Origin of the sequence: Mariniblastus fucicola (assembly GCF_008087665.1) — a bacterium.
Classification (GTDB): Bacteria; Planctomycetota; Planctomycetia; order Pirellulales; family Pirellulaceae; genus Mariniblastus; species Mariniblastus fucicola.
The window spans coordinates 4,075,095-4,091,241 of sequence record NZ_CP042912.1; the positions used below are offsets into that span (position 1 = coordinate 4,075,095).

A 16,147-nucleotide genomic window follows, 5' to 3' on the forward strand; every position below is an offset into this window, starting at 1 on the left:
TGGCACAGCCTGGCTTTGGGGAGCCACGTCCCTCGCATAGCGAAACCGGCGCGATTCTTACTTACGCAGCTCTGCAATCTCAGCTTTGATCTTCTCAAACTCGTCTTCGAGCTTTTGAATCTCATCCGGCTCATCCGTTTGAGCTCGGGCATCCTTGAGCAACTTCTGATACTTCTCCTGCTTTTGACGCAGGACTTCCAGACGCTTTTTAGTTTTCTTGTCCACGACGGCAGCTCAACAGTTGGAAATGATCGCTCCCGGCCCAAACGAAACTGGAACCGGGTTGGAAAAACTTGACTAGTGTCGCGTCAATTCTAATCGTCATCGGCGCAAAACGGCGCTTGGAAAATTGCCGCATGGTCATTCGCACCAAATTTCGGTGCTCAATTGCCACGAATGCCGGAATGTCGAAACCGGCGAACCGAAAATCAAGCTCTGACGTACACTAGCGAGGTTTTACTTCACGAGTCTTGCGTTGAAAACCGATCGCAGCAAGCGACTTGTAGACTTCTTCCAACGTCTTTTCGCCAAAGTTTGAAATGCTGAGCAACTCAGAGCGAGTCGTATTGAGCAAATCCTTGACGGTAAAGATGCCTTTTTCCTCAAGGCAATTCGTCGTGCGAACGGTCAATCCGATCTCAGCGGTGCTGAGTTCAAGTTTCTCACGCAAGTCACGAGCTTCTTCTTCAGCAGAGCTAAGCGGAATTCTGGTTCTGGCCATCTGGGGTCCCTCCCTAAATTCGGATGAAAGAATTCATGAAACTGGAGCGACCACCGGCGACATCGTTGTCGATCGATCTGCATACGGGAGATGCGTTTGTCGTCCTTGTTTCAAACTGCGATGGTTATACCATAAGGCAATCGGGCTCAAAGCGGACGGACACAATTTCACCGAGTTTTCCCGAGCCAACCGCTAGCAAACCATCCACATCAAACCGCGAGCTTCCAGCCCCGCCGCAGGCCCCAACGATCAAATTATGGCAGTCGAAACGCAACAGGAATTACTTGACGGGCTAAATGAGCCGCAGCGAACCGCCGTCCAACATATCGACGGCCCGATGCTGATTCTGGCTGGACCCGGTAGCGGAAAAACGCGAGTGATCACGCACCGCATTGCGCATATGATCGCCCAGGGGATTCCTTCGTGGCAAATCGTTGCACTGACATTTACCAACAAAGCCGCTGACGAGATGCGGAACCGATTGAAGAAACTTTCGCCGGGCAACCTTTCCTGGACCGGAACGTTTCACAGATTCTGTTCCAGACTGCTGCGGCATTACGCGACGCTGGTTGGCTTGCAAGAGAATTACTCGATCTACGACATGAAGGACAGCAAGAAAGTCCTGAAGCAGGCGATCGCCAACGCCGAGATCGACGTCAAGCATTTCTCCGCCGACAAAATTGGCAACGAAGTCAGCAACCTGAAGAACCACGGCGTCTCGGTCGAGCAATTCATACCGCGGCCCGGCAACGTGATGGACAAGATTCTGTCCAAGGTTTACCCGGAGTATCAGAAACTGTTGCAGATGGCAAACGGCGTCGACTTTGACGATTTGTTGTTGCACTGTGTTGACTTGCTGCGAAACAACCCGGAACTCCGCGAGTCGCTGGATCTGAAATACACCTACATGATGGTGGACGAGTACCAGGACACGAACCGGGCTCAATACCAATTGATTCGACTGCTGAATCACAACGTGCAGAATCTGGCTGTGACGGGCGATCCAGACCAGTCAATTTACGGCTGGCGCGGCGCGAATTTGAACAACATTCTGGACTTTGAAAAGGACTACCCGAAGGTTCAAGTCGTTCGACTGGAAGAGAACTACCGCAGCACCAAATCGATTCTGCGCGTCGCGGATCAGTTGATTGAAAACAACGTTCGCCGCAAAAAGAAGTCCTTGATCACGCAAAACGAGGAAGGGAACGCTGTCAAACTGGTCGCCTTTCCGTCGCCGCAGGACGAAGCCGCCGACGTCGCGGACTCGATCGCGCTGGCGATTCAGAAAGGAAAACGTCGCGCGAAAGATTTCGCAATCCTGTACCGCACGAACTGGTTGTCTCGTTCGTTTGAGCATACGTTGCGTCAATGCGGCGTACCGTATCAGGTTCTCAACGGGCACGAGTTCTATCAGCGTAAAGAAATCAAAGACATCATTGCTTACCTTCATTTGCTGAACAATCCTGACGACAGCGTGGCCTTTGAGCGAGTCGTCAATGTGCCGTCGCGGAAAATCGGCAAGGTCACGTTGACTCGACTGCAACGCCACGCCCGCGAGAATTCGGTCTCGATGTTGGCGGCAGCTCGCGACTGCGAACAGAATGACACGATCAAGAAAGCGGTTGGCAATCGAATTCTGAGCTTTGTCGAGCTGATCGATCGGCTGTCCAAACAGGTCGGCGATGAAGTCGAGCCAGTGATCCGCAACGTCTTGGCCGAAACGGGATACCGCGACTGGTTGACCGAAGACGGCAGCGAGGAAGCATACGAACGGGCGGGCAACGTTGATGAACTGGTTGTCGCGGCTCAGGAATTCGACAACGAACATCCGGAAGACGGCGGCCTGGGACGATATCTGGAACAGGCGGCTCTGGTTTCCGACACCGACGTGTGGGAATCCGATGCGGATTACGTGACGATGATGACGATGCACGCCGCCAAGGGACTTGAGTTTCCTTGCGTGTACATTGTCGGTCTGGAAGACGGGATTTTGCCTCATGAGCGAAGCACCGGCAACGATGATGAAGTCGAGGAAGAGCGTCGGTTGCTGTTCGTGGGCATCACGCGGGCTGAGAAAGAGCTGCAATTTTCTCGCTGCCTGAACCGTTTTCGTCGAGGGAGCTATTGGCCTGCGATTCCCAGCCGTTTCCTGATGGAGTTGCCTCGCGATGAGATGGAAATCTTCGGCGCCCAGCACCAACAGGCTGGTATGACGGCAGAAGATTTGCAACGGACCATCGATGCGATGGATATCTCAAACGAGACCCATTACGAGGACCTTCCGGCGATCGACATCAATCTCAGCGACGCGGCGAACGCAGCAACCGGCGGTACGCTGTTCGCAACCGAGGCTGAAGATGAATCGGACAGGGACAGCAGTGACGCCGATGTACAGGTGCCGAAGACAAAGCCATCATTGTCCAACATGATGACGGGCGCTGAACTTGCAAAACAACACGCGGCAAATCCGGCTGATCGCCTGACGCCCGAAAAATGCGAAGTCGGCCTGGAGGTCGAGCATGTGGAATACGGGATCGGCAAAATCATCGCCATGACCGGCGCGGAACGTAAGCTGACTGCCACAATTAACTTTCCCAAGGTCGGCAACAAACGCATCCGACTGGCGTTCAGCAATCTGCGTCTGCCAAAGAACTAGGCATGTTTGACAAATTGACTTTCATGTCGTCAACGCGGCCAAACATGAGCGGCAGCTCCCTGCGCGACAATGCTGCGCTGCCAGAATTTGACACACGGCAGATGTGGATAGGTAGCAAGCTACTGATTTTGGTCAGCCAGTTGTGAAAGCACGATCATCGCGTCGGCAGATCGTTCGGCTGGCACGAAAATGTGGTCGTGATAGAAGCCGGCGACAACGTTCGCGCTAATGCCTTCTTGCGAGAACGCCGTTGCAATCGCAGCGGTCAAGCCAACCGCATGTAAGTCCGAATGGACAGTCAGGCCGATCCGCCGGAACTCACCGTCGTACGTATCACCGGAGGCATTTGCCATCTCTTTGCGAACGATGAGCGTCAAACCTTCGACTTCAGCCACCGAAGCGATCGGCTCAAGCTCTACGCCGTCACCATAGACGGCCGTCGGTCGCGACACGAACACATAGCACTCGGGATCGAGAACCGGAGCCAAGGTCGCGAGCAACGTAGCGAGATCAGAAATACCGTTCATGTGAGCTTTAAACTGCAACGCAACAGTGCACATCGTGTCGAAGCAAATCGGCTATTCAGACTCTTCCGGTTTTGGCTTTGTAGCCACGATCGCGGTTTGACATTCGCCTTCTCCGGCCTTCGAACCGCCTCGCATACTGGTGACAGAAAACGTTTCACCGTTCTCGCGGACGCCAGAAACTTTGGCACTCGATTCGTCGTTGTGTTTACCAACGGTTGGCGTAAACCCATGATCGGCTAACGCTTTTTCGTAGAACTCGACGACTTCCAACGTCGTCCCTTTGGCGATGATCGTCGCGATTGCTTCCGGACCACGCCTCTTGGTCGGCTTTGAGAAATCCATACCGCTTTTGTATCGAGCTCCGGGCATCATCGGCATGTCGAACGGTAGCTTGGCGACGGGTTCGGTCTCGGGTTCGGCTTCGGTCTCGGGCTCAGCAACCGGCACGTCCTCATCCTCGTGAGTTTTACTACTGGACCCCATCGAGCTTGTAGGATTCTGGTCCGAGGGAGCTTGTTTCCCTGATTGCTCGGCGCCACAGCCCATCAACAACATCATCGACGACAGCAAAATTAATTTACGCATGTTAGCCCTGTTCAAATGTTCGATTGAAGTTGCCGCACGGAGAATGCTCGACTTGGAAGATTCGAATTGAGCACGCAGCTGCGACGACGCTGAAGTCTACCACTTCGATGCCTGCGGACCAAACTACACAACGAATACATCGCGGCTTGGACGGAAATAAAGTCTGACACCGTAGCGAAGCCCACGTGAACAGCGAAGAATTTTCGCAAAACCATGGTGATTAAACTCACTCAGCTGGACCAATGATCCAGCACGAATCATGTTTTCGCATCCCGATATGCCCGTAGTATTCACGAGCCGCCGGGGCTGCTAACAGGATTAGCGTCGTCGCCAGCCCAGCCGCCGAATGCGTCCGCTCGATCAGCCGCTTTCCAATTCCGCGTCGCTGAAAGGCTTCATCGACCGCCAGATCAGAAAGATACGTGCAGTAGTGAAAGTCAGTAATTGCACGGGAAACTCCCACAAGCAAGCCTTCGGTGTCACGGGCCGTTACGACAACGTTCGCGTTGCGAAGCATGCCCTCGATTCGTTCGATGTCTTCGACAGGCCTACGCTGAGACAACGTAGAGCGCTGCAGGACGTCAATAAACTCCGAAGCCTGCAACTCAGGTTCGATATCAAGAACGGTATACAAGAGAAAACGCCTCAATCACAACAATGGAAAGTTCGAGTCACGATCAGCGAACAAACGAGCCCGATTGCGGACAATTCTAGCGACGCCAGGCCGCGCGGCCAAACATCAAAGCAGAACCGAAAGCGAAAGTCGCTTCAGACTTGCGTTTTCAATTCAACCTCGTGGCGATCCAGTATCTGCAACCGCTCGGGCGAGAGGGCATTTTTCAAAGTCTACAATTTCTCCGGTACGGTACTTGCGTAAGACTGCTTTGGATTCTTCCGCCAACATCCGACGGACTTCGCGGCGCTTTCCTTTGACTCGCGGGATCGACATATGATCGTAAGCGGTCGTTTGATGACGCATCCAGGCGATAACCGCTGAGGCAGCCCGACGCTCGATCGGGATACGCTGCGTTCGGGCTACCGTTCCGCTGCCGACAGGAGTCGCGTGCTCGCTGACGGCGTTCGCCAACTGAGCGGCCAACGTCGAATACCGGTCGTCAAAATCCAGAAACTTCAAGATCGCCGCTGTGAAGTCTTCCACGTATTCGGCCTGTTTTTTTTCGCGACGCTTCGCTGCAGAAGCCTGCTTTTTGGCGTACGCATCGGTGCTCCGTTCGGCTTCAAATTCGGCTTTGACTTCGGCGATTCGCTCTTTCAGCGCCCACACGCCAAGCGAAAAAACTCGGCGGCCTTTCTTCTCCTTCATCGTCCAGCTTGGCCCGCGGGACTTCACGCGACGAGTCACACCAGCGTCCCCCGGTGGCAGCAACTCCCAATTTTTGGGCACGTTGAGGACTTTCCCGTCGTCGGTTCGAACGGTAAACGGCTTGGGGCCAGGAGAGACGATACGGGTTTCAGTTGGCATGGTTGCGGCAGGCTTCGTGATACAAATTTCGGTTCGCGATTTCCCACGATTATCCAGATTGAAACGATTTGCCAAGTCCTCACCGGGCATCGTGTACTAGAGTTTATGAAACCAGCAAGTTTCGGATTTAAGATGGCCCATTCGATAAATCTGCAAACGCCGCAAGTCGCGACGCTCAACGTCTGCGATTTCGCCTCGTTTCAATCTCTTCAATCAGCAATCAACTCGGCCACCGATCCGGTGTTGCTCGTCGCGTCCGCCTCGGAGTTGCCGGAAGTCCTCGCTCTGCTCAGGGACCGCGATGACGTTTGCTTACAGGACGATCCTGAGTCGTTGAAGAGTTTTCGGCAAGACCGTTTGGCTCGAATGAAACATTTGACACGGCCCGGAAAAGACTGCGTAGACCCGCTGACTCAAGTCCACAACCGTCAAACGTTTGTGCACTTCCTGAGAGACATGGCGGGAATGGCATCGATCGAGCATCCTGTTTCGCTACTGATGTGCGACGTCGATCATTTCAAGAAAACGAACGACGAAAATGGCCACGCCGCAGGCGATGAAGTGCTTTGCGAGCTCGCCAATTGTCTCCAACAAGCGACCGGAGACAGAGGATCGGTTGGACGGATGGGAGGTGACGAGTTCGGAATCGTTTCCGACTGCAGCAATGACGAAGCCAAGACATTGGCAGAAAACCTGAGGCTTGCAGCGGACAAAATTCGGGTCGCGTCGGGCGCTACGACAACGCTGAGCATCGGGATCGCGTCTGCCCAACAACCGCAGCGGGGAAGTGAGTTGCTGGAGCGTGCGACGAAGGCGTTGTATGCTGCCAAGTCCAAGGGCCGGAATCGTTGGTTCTGCATTGGCGATTTGGAGACTCAGTCAAAAGTTGAAGGGAATGACATTGAAGTCGCTGGGCTGGAGAACATGGCGAGGGTGCTGGTGGAACGGGTGGCGAATGTGATTACGTCGCGAAGCCGAAAATTGCTCCACGACGCGCGCGAGGAGGCTTTGATCGACGGGCTGACTGGCTGTTTCAATCGGCGCTACCTCGATCGCAGGCTCAAAGCAGAGTTTGATGAGCGAGGGGACAGTCCGCTGAGCGTAGCGTTTTTGGACCTGGACTACTTTGGACACGTGAACAAGGAACATGGCTGGAGCACAGGCGACAAGCTTTTGATCGAGGTCTGCGAATTGATTCGGCAGCAGGTACGCAAGGAAGATTGGTTGGGACGATACGGCGGCGAAGAGTTTTGCATTGTGATGCCGACAACCAATGCTGTTGAATGCGAGATCGTGTTGAATCGAATTCGCGAGAAGGTGGCGTCAAGCGATTTTCGATCCGCGAGATCTGAGCCGGTGACGATGACGGTCAGTATCGGAGCAACGAGTGCTTGCGAGAACGACAGGGACTACTCGGAGATGCTCGAACGGGCCAGCGAGATGGCTTTGCTGGCGAAACGAAGCGGCAGGAACCAGGTTTGTGTCGGGAAGTAGACGCCTTTTCCGGCTGGCAACTTCATTCGCAGAGGCGAGTCTGTCTCAGACTCACAACGTCTTGGGACAGGTCGTCGTTAAACGACGCAAACGTCAGTCTGGAACAGACTGACCTATTTGGCCTACCAGGTTCGCCAATTGTAGGCGTTGCCACGCAAGCCGATGTCGCCTGAAGGGATGCCAAGGTTCTGAAAATGGCTCTGGTGAAATCCGCCGATGTATCGCGAATCGACTTCCACGGGATCGCGGTACTTGCGAGTCATCTTACCGTCGAGAATGCGAGAGATCACTGGATTACGGCTATCGGCGTAGTACGAATCGGCCGGAAACACGGTCGGTCCGGATCGATCCTGAGGCACGTAAGTTCCAACATGGCCAGCCGGCTTTACGAAAATCGGAGGCGCAACATTCGGTTGCCGAGCCGCGGTGTTCTGAGTGAAACGGCCGCGGAAAAGCTGAGCTTCACAGTCATTCGAACTGAAAACGCCAAAGCAGATAATTCCCAGAAGCGTGGTGGCCAAAGTTCGCATCATTGATCTCCCGAAACCGAAAAGTGTGTTCACACAAAATGGTTTCGGAAATGAGAAGCATGCGGGGGCAGTTTATGCCCACGAAGCGTTTCAACTCAGACAAGCAGATCTGGCAGAGTTAGCAGACTCAACCGATCGCACGGAACGTCTACTACAACCGCCAAGCAAACAAAAGCGGCCTGCACGCCTTTCACGCCGTCGCCGCGTGAAAGATTCGCCAGGCCTTGAACAGTCGCCAACAATCGTTCTAGCCGTACAGCACTTCCGATGTCGGCGTTTCGGTCGCTTGCGGATCGAACTTTCGCAAGCCCAGCTTCTGCAACGCGACCAGCGAAACGTAATATGGATTGAGCACCATGTAGCGATGAAACAACCGACGCGGCTCTTTCGTAAACCGGAACAACCACTCCAAACCGTACTTCTGCATAATCGGAGGCGCCTGAGCCAGTTGTCCGGCGTGAAAGTTGAATGCGGCTCCAACGGCCAGGACAGGCATCTTCAAATCGCCTTTAAATTCGTACGCCCAGACCTCCTGTCGCGGACAACCGAGGCCAACCATTGTGATCGCGGCACCGCTGGCGTTAATCGTTTCGATGATTTCCTGTTTCTCTTCCGCTGATACGGTACGGAATTTGGACGGAAGCACGCCCGCAATTTTTAGGTCGGGATACTTCTTCAACAGGTTCGCTGAAAGGTCGTCCAGCAATTCCTGCTTGCCGCCGAACAGGAAAATCGATATTCCTTCTTCAGCCGCCGCCTTGCACGTTTCCAGCATCAGGTTCGGACCGTAAACGCGGTCTTTCAGTTTGGTCCCGTGAATCATGTTCAATGCCCAGCGAACAGGCTGACCATCGGGGACGACCAACTCCAGCTGGTTCAAGCGATGACGATGAACGTTGTCCATCACGCCAGTCATTACGCCGTGCACGGCGAGCGCCGAAACTCCCAACGGTGTCCGATTTTTGGCTGCGTCAACGATTCTCGATGTTGCGGCCTCGTAGTCCACAGCATGAATGTTCACGCCAACGAGATTGTGCTTTCCACGCTCGATCATGATTTCACAACCTCGTCTTCCCAACGCTCAACATTGTGGCCGTGGATTTCAGAAAGGATCGTTTTCACATCCTTGGTCAGTTTCCAGTCCGGATAGTGGTTCTGGAATTTGCTAACGTCGCTGACGTACCAGATGTGATCGCCCATGCGGTTGTCGTCCGCATAAGTGTATTCCAGCTTGTTGCCGGTGATCTCCTCACACATTTGAATGGCTTCCATCATCGAGCAGTGACTGAAGCGACTGCCGCCGATGTTGTAGACTTCGCCTTTTCGCGGGTTGCGATAGAAGTGATCGAAGGCTTGAATCAAATCATAGCTATGAATATTGTCGCGAACCTGTTTGCCTTTGTAGCCAAAGACCGTGTAGGGCCGACCGGTCATGGTGCACTTCATCAAATACGCCAAAAACCCGTGCAGCTGAGTTCCGCTGTGATTCGGCCCGGTCAGACATCCGCCACGGAAGGCCGCGGTGTTCATGTCAAAGTACTTGCCGTACTCCTGAACCAGAATGTCGGCGGCAACTTTTGATGCGCCGAACAGGCTGTGCATGCAGCTGTCGATCGACATGTCTTCCTTGATGCCGTTGTTATATTCGTGCGAAGGATCGATCTCCCATCGCAGCTCTTTCTCCTCAAGTGGCAATCGGTTTGGCGTGTCGCCGTAAACCTTGTTGGTCGAAGTGAAGATAAAACACGCTTTGGGGCTGCTTTCGCGGCAAGCCTGCAACAGATTTAGCGTCCCGTTCGCATTGACGGTGAAGTCTTTCTTGGGATCACGAGCTGCCCAATCGTGGGACGGCTGGGCCGCGGTGTGGACGATCAGCTTGATGTCCGAGCTGTACTTTTTGAACAGATTGTCGATCACTTCATCGTCGCGAATGTCGGCGCTGAGGTGTTCGTAGTTGTCGCCAAGTTCTTTCTCTAGCTGGCTTCGCTGCCAGGCGGTCGATGCTTCGGGCCCAAAGAACTCGGCACGCATGTCGTTATCGATGCCGATAACCTTGAGCCCCTGAGTGGCGAAATGGCGGCTGGCTTCAGAGCCAATGAGTCCGGCAGAACCGGTGACGATTGCAATGCTCATAATTTTGGTGGGAGTGCCGTTGCTGAATGGTGGCAAGAAAAAGAACGCGACCGATCAGAGGACCGTTTGCGACAGTGGGCCATTCTAGTCCCGTAGCCCGCTTGGTCAACGAAAAGAAAACGCGGCGATCCGATGAATTTCGCGTGAAGGAACGTTTGCGACAGTTCTCACCACAAAACAACCCGATGCGTCGAAATCTACCCCTTCAACACATCCGGGAATCAGCTTTACGATCCAATCGAGGTTCCGTCTGGAACTATTCGTAAGAGAACTGATGGACAGTCGTGTGGGTCATCGTTTGACCAGGCTTCAAAAGCGTGGTTGGGAAATCAGGATGGTTCGGAGTATCCGGATAATGCTGGGACTCAAAACAGATAGCGCCATGCTTTTCAAAGCCACCGCTGCCCGGTTGTCCGTTGAAATGGTTGGCTGTGTACAGCTGTACGCCCGGTTGAGTCGTAAAGACTGTCATTGTGCGACCTGATTTCGGATCTCGCACGCTTCCGATAAGAGCCAGCTCATTGGCGGCTGAACGTTTGACGACAAAGCAATGATCATAGCCGTTGGCTCCCGATGGAGCAGCCTTCATTCCGGCGCTCAGTGGCTTGGCCGTCGAGTAATCGAAGAACGCGTCTCCCTGAGTCTTCAAAATCTTCCCGGTCGGAATCAGAGTCTCGTCGCACTCCAGAACCTCTTCGCAGGCAAGTTGCAGTTCGTGGTCCATCACTGATCCGGATCCGGCCCCTGCGATATTCCAGTAGTTATGATTGCAAAGGTTCACGTGAGTCGGCGAATCAGTCGTCGCAGTGAAAACCATCTTCAACTGATTCTTTTCATCGAGCGTGTATTCGGCGACCGCTTTGACTTCGCCCGGATATCCTTCATCGCCATCGGGGCTGGTCAATGAAAATCGAACTCCGACAGCGTCATCCGTGCGGATGACTTCGCTGCTCCAGACCTGTTTATCGAACCCGGCAGCTCCACCATGAAGATGATGAGGCCCGCCGTTTTTGGCCAACGCATACTCCTTGCCGTCGATCGAGAATTTTCCGTCGGCGATTCGATTGCAATATCGCCCAACCGTGCAGCCAAAGAATGAACTGCAGGCGCTGTAGCCTGCCATGTCGTTGCAGTTAAGCGCTACGTTAACCGTTGCTTCGCCGTCTTTGCCTGGCACCTTCATCGCAACGATGGCGGCACCGTAGTCCATCATCTCAAGCGTATAGCCCTGGCTGTTTGTGCAGATAAATTTCTGCACTGGCCGACCATCGGATGTTTCACCAAAGGGGTGTTTGACGACGTCAAGAATCTGAGGCTCTTGCGTCGATTCCTGGTTTTCAGATAACGAGAACTCTTCGACGTCAGCCACGTCGCTGGACCCGTTGTCGGCGTTTGCATTCTTTGGAGCAACGCGGATGAACGCGGTTGCAATGCAACCAAATGTGAACGCAAGTAAAATGATTCCCAATCTCATGGTGTCCCTCAGAGCATCCTGGTGGAATGTGGCAGAGACGTCTCAAATCTCGATGCCGGGGGCGACGGCAAGCCACTCGTTGGCTGCCGTGAAGTTGGGCCGCATTATGTCGATGACTGGACCTAAAGGCAATAACCGAACGGTTTTCCTCGTAAAATCCGGGTTACTTTGGGAGGTCTCCGCGATTTTTGACGACGTCAGTTCCGATTTTGCATGAAAAAAGCCCTCGAAAGCAAGGCCTCCGAGAGCTCAATTTTTCAGATGGCTGGATCCATTAACGTTTGAATTCGTTGGATGCAGCAGCCTGGTTGGCGGTCGCTGTTTCACGATTGGACTCAACATCGAACTCGTCGCCAAAGAACTTGGTCGTGCCTTCCGCGACTTCTCGAGAATCAGATTCGTCGCAAGAAAGGAAAGCCCGGAACACGTGCGTGCCTCGCTTGTTCGCGATCGCAGTGATCTTGAAAGTCATCGACTGCCCCGGATCGATTTGAGCGATCGGAGCAAAAATCACCTGGCCCGGAACGATGCGGTTTTGCAGTCCCGTCGCCTTGCTCGGTTCGATGCCTTCAGAGAACTGCATCAGCAACTCGACGCCTTTGGCCGATCGGCTTCCGCGGTTCTGAACGGAAATCTGATAGTCGGTTTCTTCGCCTGTTGGCAATGGTCCTTTAGGGTCTTGCACTGTCAGCACGAGGTCAGCAATGGTTTCGACCGCGGTAACGCATGCCGCTGCTGCCGTGGCGACTTTCGTTGGGTCATCTTTGTGGCGGACGCCGGCTTCAAATTGAAGATCGCCGCTTCCAACGAGCTCACAATCAATCTCGAATGTTTTGCTCTGGTTGGGATCAAGCGATCCGATCTGCCAGAGAATTCCTCCGTCCGATGTCTTGGCACCATCGATTCCGCCCAGGTAGTTGGCACCTTGAGGGAATGCGATCGCAGTTTCCAGGCTGTTGCCCGCAGCGTCACCATTGTTGGTCACGGTGACTTTGTAACGCCCCATGGTACCGGAATATTTCAAAGCCGGACCTTCGATCGTGATTCCAAGGACGGCTCGTCGAACGACGACATCCTGAGACGCGTCAGTCGCAAGGTTTCCGTCGGCAGAGGCGTTCGTGGTCAAAGTCAACTGGCCAGCAGTGCGTGCGGCAAGTTCGATATCGAAAGTTGATTCTTTTCCAGCAGGAATGTTTCCAATCGCCGCGCGGTCTCCGCCGAATTCTTCGGGAAGCATCACGACGACGTTCTCAGCCATTCCCGTTCCCGGGTTGCGAACGGTGACCGTGTAGACAGCCGTTTCGCCAAAGAGAACTTCTCCCGGACCCGACATCATCATTTCCAAACGTGGCTCGGTGACCTGAATGTCTACTGAACCCATGCGAGGAACCAAAGTCCACTCGACGGACAGTCCGAAGCCTTGAGCTTTTCGTGGCACGGCAACTACGGTCGCAGTGTGCTTCTGTCCGGCAGGAATTCGATCAATTGTCCACAGGATACGAGCCTGTTCCTGACCGCCAGTGATTTCTTTTTTGCCCGTTGTCAGGTTGGTGTTTTGTACATCAACCCACTCAGGAACATTGATTCCAACCAAAACGTTTTCCGCATCGGTGCGGCTGTTGTTGTTGACTTCGACCCGGAAAGAAGCTGGCTTGTTAAGCCCGATGGTTTGTGGACCGAAGGTTTCGACTTCGATTCCAGGAGCGTTGAGCGACATCGTGGCTTTGTCTTTGTTTTGCTCAAGCGATTCAACCTGACGTGAGACAGGACGGACATTCCGGTCGATCATTCGTTGAGTCGGTTTGTACTTCGGAGCTGATTCCTGATTCACGACGGCAGGCTTCGCGGCGAAATCGCTGGACTTTTTCGCGGCGGCAGGACGCGGATTGGCAGCCGTTTGCTTCGCCGCCGGTTTTGGCGTCGACGTCGGTCGTGCTGGTGGCTTGAACTCACTGACTTGCGGCTGGGCCATTCTGTTTTGACTTGTCGCGAGCGGCTCTGTTTTGACCTGCGTTGGAGGTGCCGTTTTTGGAGCGTTCATCGGAGCACGCAACGGTGAGCCAACGATCGGGCTGACATCGGGGCCGTCCGTTCTCATTTGATTGACCTGTGAGGCAAATCGCTCAACCGAAGACGCCGACGCAGATCGTGCTGCGGAGAATCCGTTGGCGGCCTGGTTGGCCATGCTGGAAGGTGCTCCCGCAAGAACAGCAGGAACGGCTGGTTCCTGAGTTGCGGCCGGTTGCTGGTAACTGGTTTGTGCGATCGTGCCTGGCTGGTTGCTCCACTGAGACAACGACTGATCGCTGAGGCTGCGACGCAACTTTTGAGTCCCCGGCAGTCGACGTGCTTCACCTGGTGCGATATGTACCGAAGGCGGCGCGGTTTGTGCCTGAGCCGGTTCGTAACGCTGCGAAGGCGGCACGACCTGTTGTTGATCTTGGGCGAGCAGTGAGTCAGCGGAGATTGCGATGAGCAACGTCAGCACTGACCATGAGACGATTTTGGAGATACGTTGAGCTAGCATGACTTCCTGCCTTGGAATTCGAGTTTGTCCGTCCATGGATCATCGAGTTTAACGATTGCGCGGGATTAGCAAATTTCGGAAACTTTTCCGATTTACCAAACTTTGTGCTTTAAGCCAGCATCTCAAAAATCGCTCTGGCACCGCGAACCAGAACTCTATTAGCGGAATGCTTGCTGCAAGACAATCGCGATTCTGACCGTTGCGGTTTCCCAGATCACGATCCTTGGGCCAGCGAAGCCAAGAAGTTTGCGTCGGCTTGCGGCGAAGCTTTTCGATCACCAACTATTCCGTGTCCAGAACAACCCATGTTTTTGATACCAGGTCGTGCAAGCTGCGGCCGTGGTGGTAGAGCATCATGACTCCGATATCGAGCAGCGTGAAGACGACAGCGGAAGTCAGCACGAGGTTGGCGGCGAAGTCTGCCCAGCCGCCGGTTTCGGACGAAACGTTGGCCAACGTGATAAACCACATCACAATCATTCGCATCAGACTACGCGTGCCCATACGTTGACCTGTGACGGTAAGTCCATGTTCGTTGACGACCCGAACGTGCATCAGTTTTCTGCCAGGTGACTGTTTCCAAAACATGACCAAAGTCGTGTAAGCCACAATCGCGCCGAACTCGAACAGCAGCAAGATGATGGCGGTCAAAGTGCTCTGCGAAAGGTATTCTTCGACCGCCGGCATGCCTCTGAGAATCTGAAATGGAGCGATCAACAATCCGACCAAAGTACAGTCGATCGCCGCAGCAACCAGACGCGGAACTCGCTTGGCCGGAATCGGAGCCGCTGGTTCGATTTGTTCGAGCGCTTCTTCGACTGCTGCCCAGGAACTGAATCGATCAGCAGGATCTTTGGCCAGCAATCGACTCAGCACTTCTTGCCAGCCTTTCGCCAAATGCTCTGGCCATGGATTCGGAAATTCAACCGGCGCCTGTTGATGACAGTCCAACCATTGCTCGACGGTCCGCCCGGAAACGGTGACTGGCAAACGTCCAAACGTCATCTCGAACAAGGTCACTCCGAGAGCGTACATGTCGGACTGGATCGACGGCGTATCGCCTTGCATCAGCTCGGGTGCCAGATAATTTGGCGTCCCACCGACGGATTTTTTCTCCGCTTTGGATACACGACGAGCCATTCCAAAGTCAGAAAGCTTGGCAATCCCGTTCTGCTGCAGCATTATGTTCGACGGTTTGATGTCGCCATGAATGATGTCGAGCTCGTGCGAGAATTTCAGCGCAGAAGTCATCTGGCTGGCGATCGAGTGCAGCTGTGAGTAAGGCATCGGGCCATCTTCGACCAGCTCGGCGACCGTTTTTCCGATGATCAGCTCCATCGCCAGAAACGGGGCTTCCTCGTGTTTGCCGACATAGTAAATCGTGACGATGTTGGGATGCGTGACACGCGCTTGCGAAACGGCTTCCTGCAACAGCATTTCAATGTCACCGTCGGAGCTACTTTCCTTTGTCGCGTCGACTCCCGAACGAAGAATTTTTACGGCCACGTATCGCCGCAGCGAAGTATCCAGCGCCCGGAAGACGTGTCCCATGCCTCCGGTACCCAACGGATCGATGATCTTGAAGTGACCGAATTCGCGACCGACCATCGCGGCTTCGAGCTTGGCGGCTTCGACCGGATCGGTCTCCAACTTTGAATTCTCAAAATACAACGTGCCGCCGCAGGCTGGTCCTGTCGGCAGCGTTCCCAGCGTCATCGTCGTCGCCAGATCGTGGTTCAACAGTTTGGGCGAAACAACGTGGCCGCATTCCTGGCACTGTCCACCGATGTCTTCGATCAGCTCCATTTGGTGCCCGCAGCTACACTGGTAGAGCACTCGCGTGTTTTCGGATTCGGCCATCGAGCGGACAATGAAAATGAACTGGATCGGCGCGAAGTTTCCTCGGCCTCGAGATGATGACCGATATCTTATCATCTCGCGTCATTTTTGCCGGGGAGCAGAGCTCATTTTCTCATTTGCTCTGCTGACGCGAGAGTTGCGAAAATTTGCTAGGATT

Annotated in this window: 14 protein-coding genes; 2 read left to right on the forward strand and 12 right to left on the reverse strand. The window is 54.1% G+C overall.

Annotation, left to right across the window (positions count from 1 at the left end):
• Positions 1 to 57: 57 nt before the first annotated feature.
• Both MFFC18_RS24995 and MFFC18_RS14925 read right to left on the reverse strand, forming a co-directional pair.
• Positions 58 to 225 carry a hypothetical protein gene (locus MFFC18_RS24995; RefSeq protein WP_157665082.1) on the reverse strand — a complete coding sequence of 56 codons (168 nt, stop codon included), beginning with the start codon at positions 223 to 225 and terminating at the stop codon, positions 58 to 60.
• A 220-nt stretch (positions 226 to 445) separates the two neighbouring features.
• Positions 446 to 721, reverse strand: a complete 276-nt coding sequence (locus MFFC18_RS14925; protein ID WP_075083369.1) for a DNA-directed RNA polymerase subunit alpha C-terminal domain-containing protein — start codon at positions 719 to 721, stop codon at positions 446 to 448.
• Positions 722 to 977: 256 nt separating this feature from the next.
• Between MFFC18_RS14925 and MFFC18_RS14930 the strand changes: the two genes are divergently transcribed.
• Positions 978 to 3,377 carry an ATP-dependent helicase gene (locus tag MFFC18_RS14930; RefSeq protein ID WP_075083370.1) on the forward strand — a complete coding sequence of 800 codons (2,400 nt, stop codon included), beginning with the start codon at positions 978 to 980 and terminating at the stop codon, positions 3,375 to 3,377.
• A 119-nt stretch (positions 3,378 to 3,496) separates the two neighbouring features.
• Here the strand turns inward: MFFC18_RS14930 and MFFC18_RS14935 are convergent, their stop codons facing one another.
• The 4 genes from MFFC18_RS14935 to MFFC18_RS14950 form a co-directional block, all read right to left on the reverse strand.
• Positions 3,497 to 3,904 carry an ACT domain-containing protein gene (locus MFFC18_RS14935; RefSeq protein ID WP_075083423.1) on the reverse strand — a complete coding sequence of 136 codons (408 nt, stop codon included), beginning with the start codon at positions 3,902 to 3,904 and terminating at the stop codon, positions 3,497 to 3,499.
• A gap of 51 nt (positions 3,905 to 3,955) precedes the next feature.
• Complete coding sequence (locus tag MFFC18_RS14940) at positions 3,956 to 4,489, reverse strand: hypothetical protein (protein ID WP_075083371.1); 534 nt, start codon at positions 4,487 to 4,489, stop codon at positions 3,956 to 3,958.
• Between the two features lie 226 nt (positions 4,490 to 4,715).
• Positions 4,716 to 5,123 carry a GNAT family N-acetyltransferase gene (locus tag MFFC18_RS14945; protein WP_075083372.1) on the reverse strand — a complete coding sequence of 136 codons (408 nt, stop codon included), beginning with the start codon at positions 5,121 to 5,123 and terminating at the stop codon, positions 4,716 to 4,718.
• A 153-nt stretch (positions 5,124 to 5,276) separates the two neighbouring features.
• Entirely contained in the window at positions 5,277 to 5,972 is a 696-nt protein-coding gene (locus MFFC18_RS14950) for a DUF2293 domain-containing protein (protein WP_075083424.1), read from the reverse strand.
• A gap of 132 nt (positions 5,973 to 6,104) precedes the next feature.
• Between MFFC18_RS14950 and MFFC18_RS14955 the strand changes: the two genes are divergently transcribed.
• Positions 6,105 to 7,466 carry a diguanylate cyclase gene (locus MFFC18_RS14955; RefSeq protein ID WP_162273919.1) on the forward strand — a complete coding sequence of 454 codons (1,362 nt, stop codon included), beginning with the start codon at positions 6,105 to 6,107 and terminating at the stop codon, positions 7,464 to 7,466.
• A 122-nt stretch (positions 7,467 to 7,588) separates the two neighbouring features.
• Here the strand turns inward: MFFC18_RS14955 and MFFC18_RS14960 are convergent, their stop codons facing one another.
• The 6 genes from MFFC18_RS14960 to MFFC18_RS14985 all read right to left on the reverse strand — a co-directional run bounded on the left by MFFC18_RS14960 (position 7,589) and on the right by MFFC18_RS14985 (position 15,990).
• Positions 7,589 to 7,996, reverse strand: coding sequence for a hypothetical protein (locus MFFC18_RS14960; RefSeq protein ID WP_148618894.1), 408 nt, complete (start codon positions 7,994 to 7,996; stop codon positions 7,589 to 7,591).
• 247 nt (positions 7,997 to 8,243) lie between these two features.
• Positions 8,244 to 9,050, reverse strand: a complete 807-nt coding sequence (locus tag MFFC18_RS14965) for a WecB/TagA/CpsF family glycosyltransferase (protein ID WP_075083375.1) — start codon at positions 9,048 to 9,050, stop codon at positions 8,244 to 8,246.
• A complete protein-coding gene (locus MFFC18_RS14970) occupies positions 9,047 to 10,129 on the reverse strand; it encodes an NAD-dependent epimerase/dehydratase family protein (protein ID WP_075083376.1) in 1,083 nt (360 codons plus the stop codon). Before MFFC18_RS14970 ends, MFFC18_RS14965 begins: the two co-directional genes overlap by 4 nt.
• A 256-nt stretch (positions 10,130 to 10,385) precedes the next feature.
• A complete protein-coding gene (locus MFFC18_RS14975; protein ID WP_084416953.1) occupies positions 10,386 to 11,603 on the reverse strand; it encodes an aldose epimerase family protein in 1,218 nt (405 codons plus the stop codon).
• Between the two features lie 274 nt (positions 11,604 to 11,877).
• Positions 11,878 to 14,130 carry a DUF11 domain-containing protein gene (locus MFFC18_RS14980; RefSeq protein ID WP_157665083.1) on the reverse strand — a complete coding sequence of 751 codons (2,253 nt, stop codon included), beginning with the start codon at positions 14,128 to 14,130 and terminating at the stop codon, positions 11,878 to 11,880.
• A gap of 282 nt (positions 14,131 to 14,412) precedes the next feature.
• On the reverse strand, positions 14,413 to 15,990 hold the full coding sequence (locus MFFC18_RS14985) for a protein kinase domain-containing protein (protein WP_075083380.1): 1,578 nt from the start codon (positions 15,988 to 15,990) through the stop codon (positions 14,413 to 14,415).
• Positions 15,991 to 16,147 lie beyond the last annotated feature (157 nt).

What these genes read in the sequence shown, in the direction of transcription:
- MFFC18_RS14925 (WP_075083369.1), bottom strand. Translation starts at nt 721, where the DNA reads ATGGCCAGAACCAGAATTCCGCTTAGCTCTGCTGAAGAAGAAGCTCGT.
- MFFC18_RS14930 (WP_075083370.1), top strand. Translation starts at nt 978, where the DNA reads ATGGCAGTCGAAACGCAACAGGAATTACTTGACGGGCTAAATGAGCCG.
- MFFC18_RS14935 (WP_075083423.1), bottom strand. Translation starts at nt 3,904, where the DNA reads ATGAACGGTATTTCTGATCTCGCTACGTTGCTCGCGACCTTGGCTCCG.
- MFFC18_RS14940 (WP_075083371.1), bottom strand. Translation starts at nt 4,489, where the DNA reads ATGCGTAAATTAATTTTGCTGTCGTCGATGATGTTGTTGATGGGCTGT.
- MFFC18_RS14950 (WP_075083424.1), bottom strand. Translation starts at nt 5,972, where the DNA reads ATGCCAACTGAAACCCGTATCGTCTCTCCTGGCCCCAAGCCGTTTACC.
- MFFC18_RS14955 (WP_162273919.1), top strand. Translation starts at nt 6,105, where the DNA reads ATGGCCCATTCGATAAATCTGCAAACGCCGCAAGTCGCGACGCTCAAC.
- MFFC18_RS14960 (WP_148618894.1), bottom strand. Translation starts at nt 7,996, where the DNA reads ATGCGAACTTTGGCCACCACGCTTCTGGGAATTATCTGCTTTGGCGTT.
- MFFC18_RS14965 (WP_075083375.1), bottom strand. Translation starts at nt 9,050, where the DNA reads ATGATCGAGCGTGGAAAGCACAATCTCGTTGGCGTGAACATTCATGCT.
- MFFC18_RS14970 (WP_075083376.1), bottom strand. Translation starts at nt 10,129, where the DNA reads ATGAGCATTGCAATCGTCACCGGTTCTGCCGGACTCATTGGCTCTGAA.
- MFFC18_RS14975 (WP_084416953.1), bottom strand. Translation starts at nt 11,603, where the DNA reads ATGAGATTGGGAATCATTTTACTTGCGTTCACATTTGGTTGCATTGCA.
- MFFC18_RS14980 (WP_157665083.1), bottom strand. Translation starts at nt 14,130, where the DNA reads ATGCTAGCTCAACGTATCTCCAAAATCGTCTCATGGTCAGTGCTGACG.
- MFFC18_RS14985 (WP_075083380.1), bottom strand. Translation starts at nt 15,990, where the DNA reads ATGGCCGAATCCGAAAACACGCGAGTGCTCTACCAGTGTAGCTGCGGG.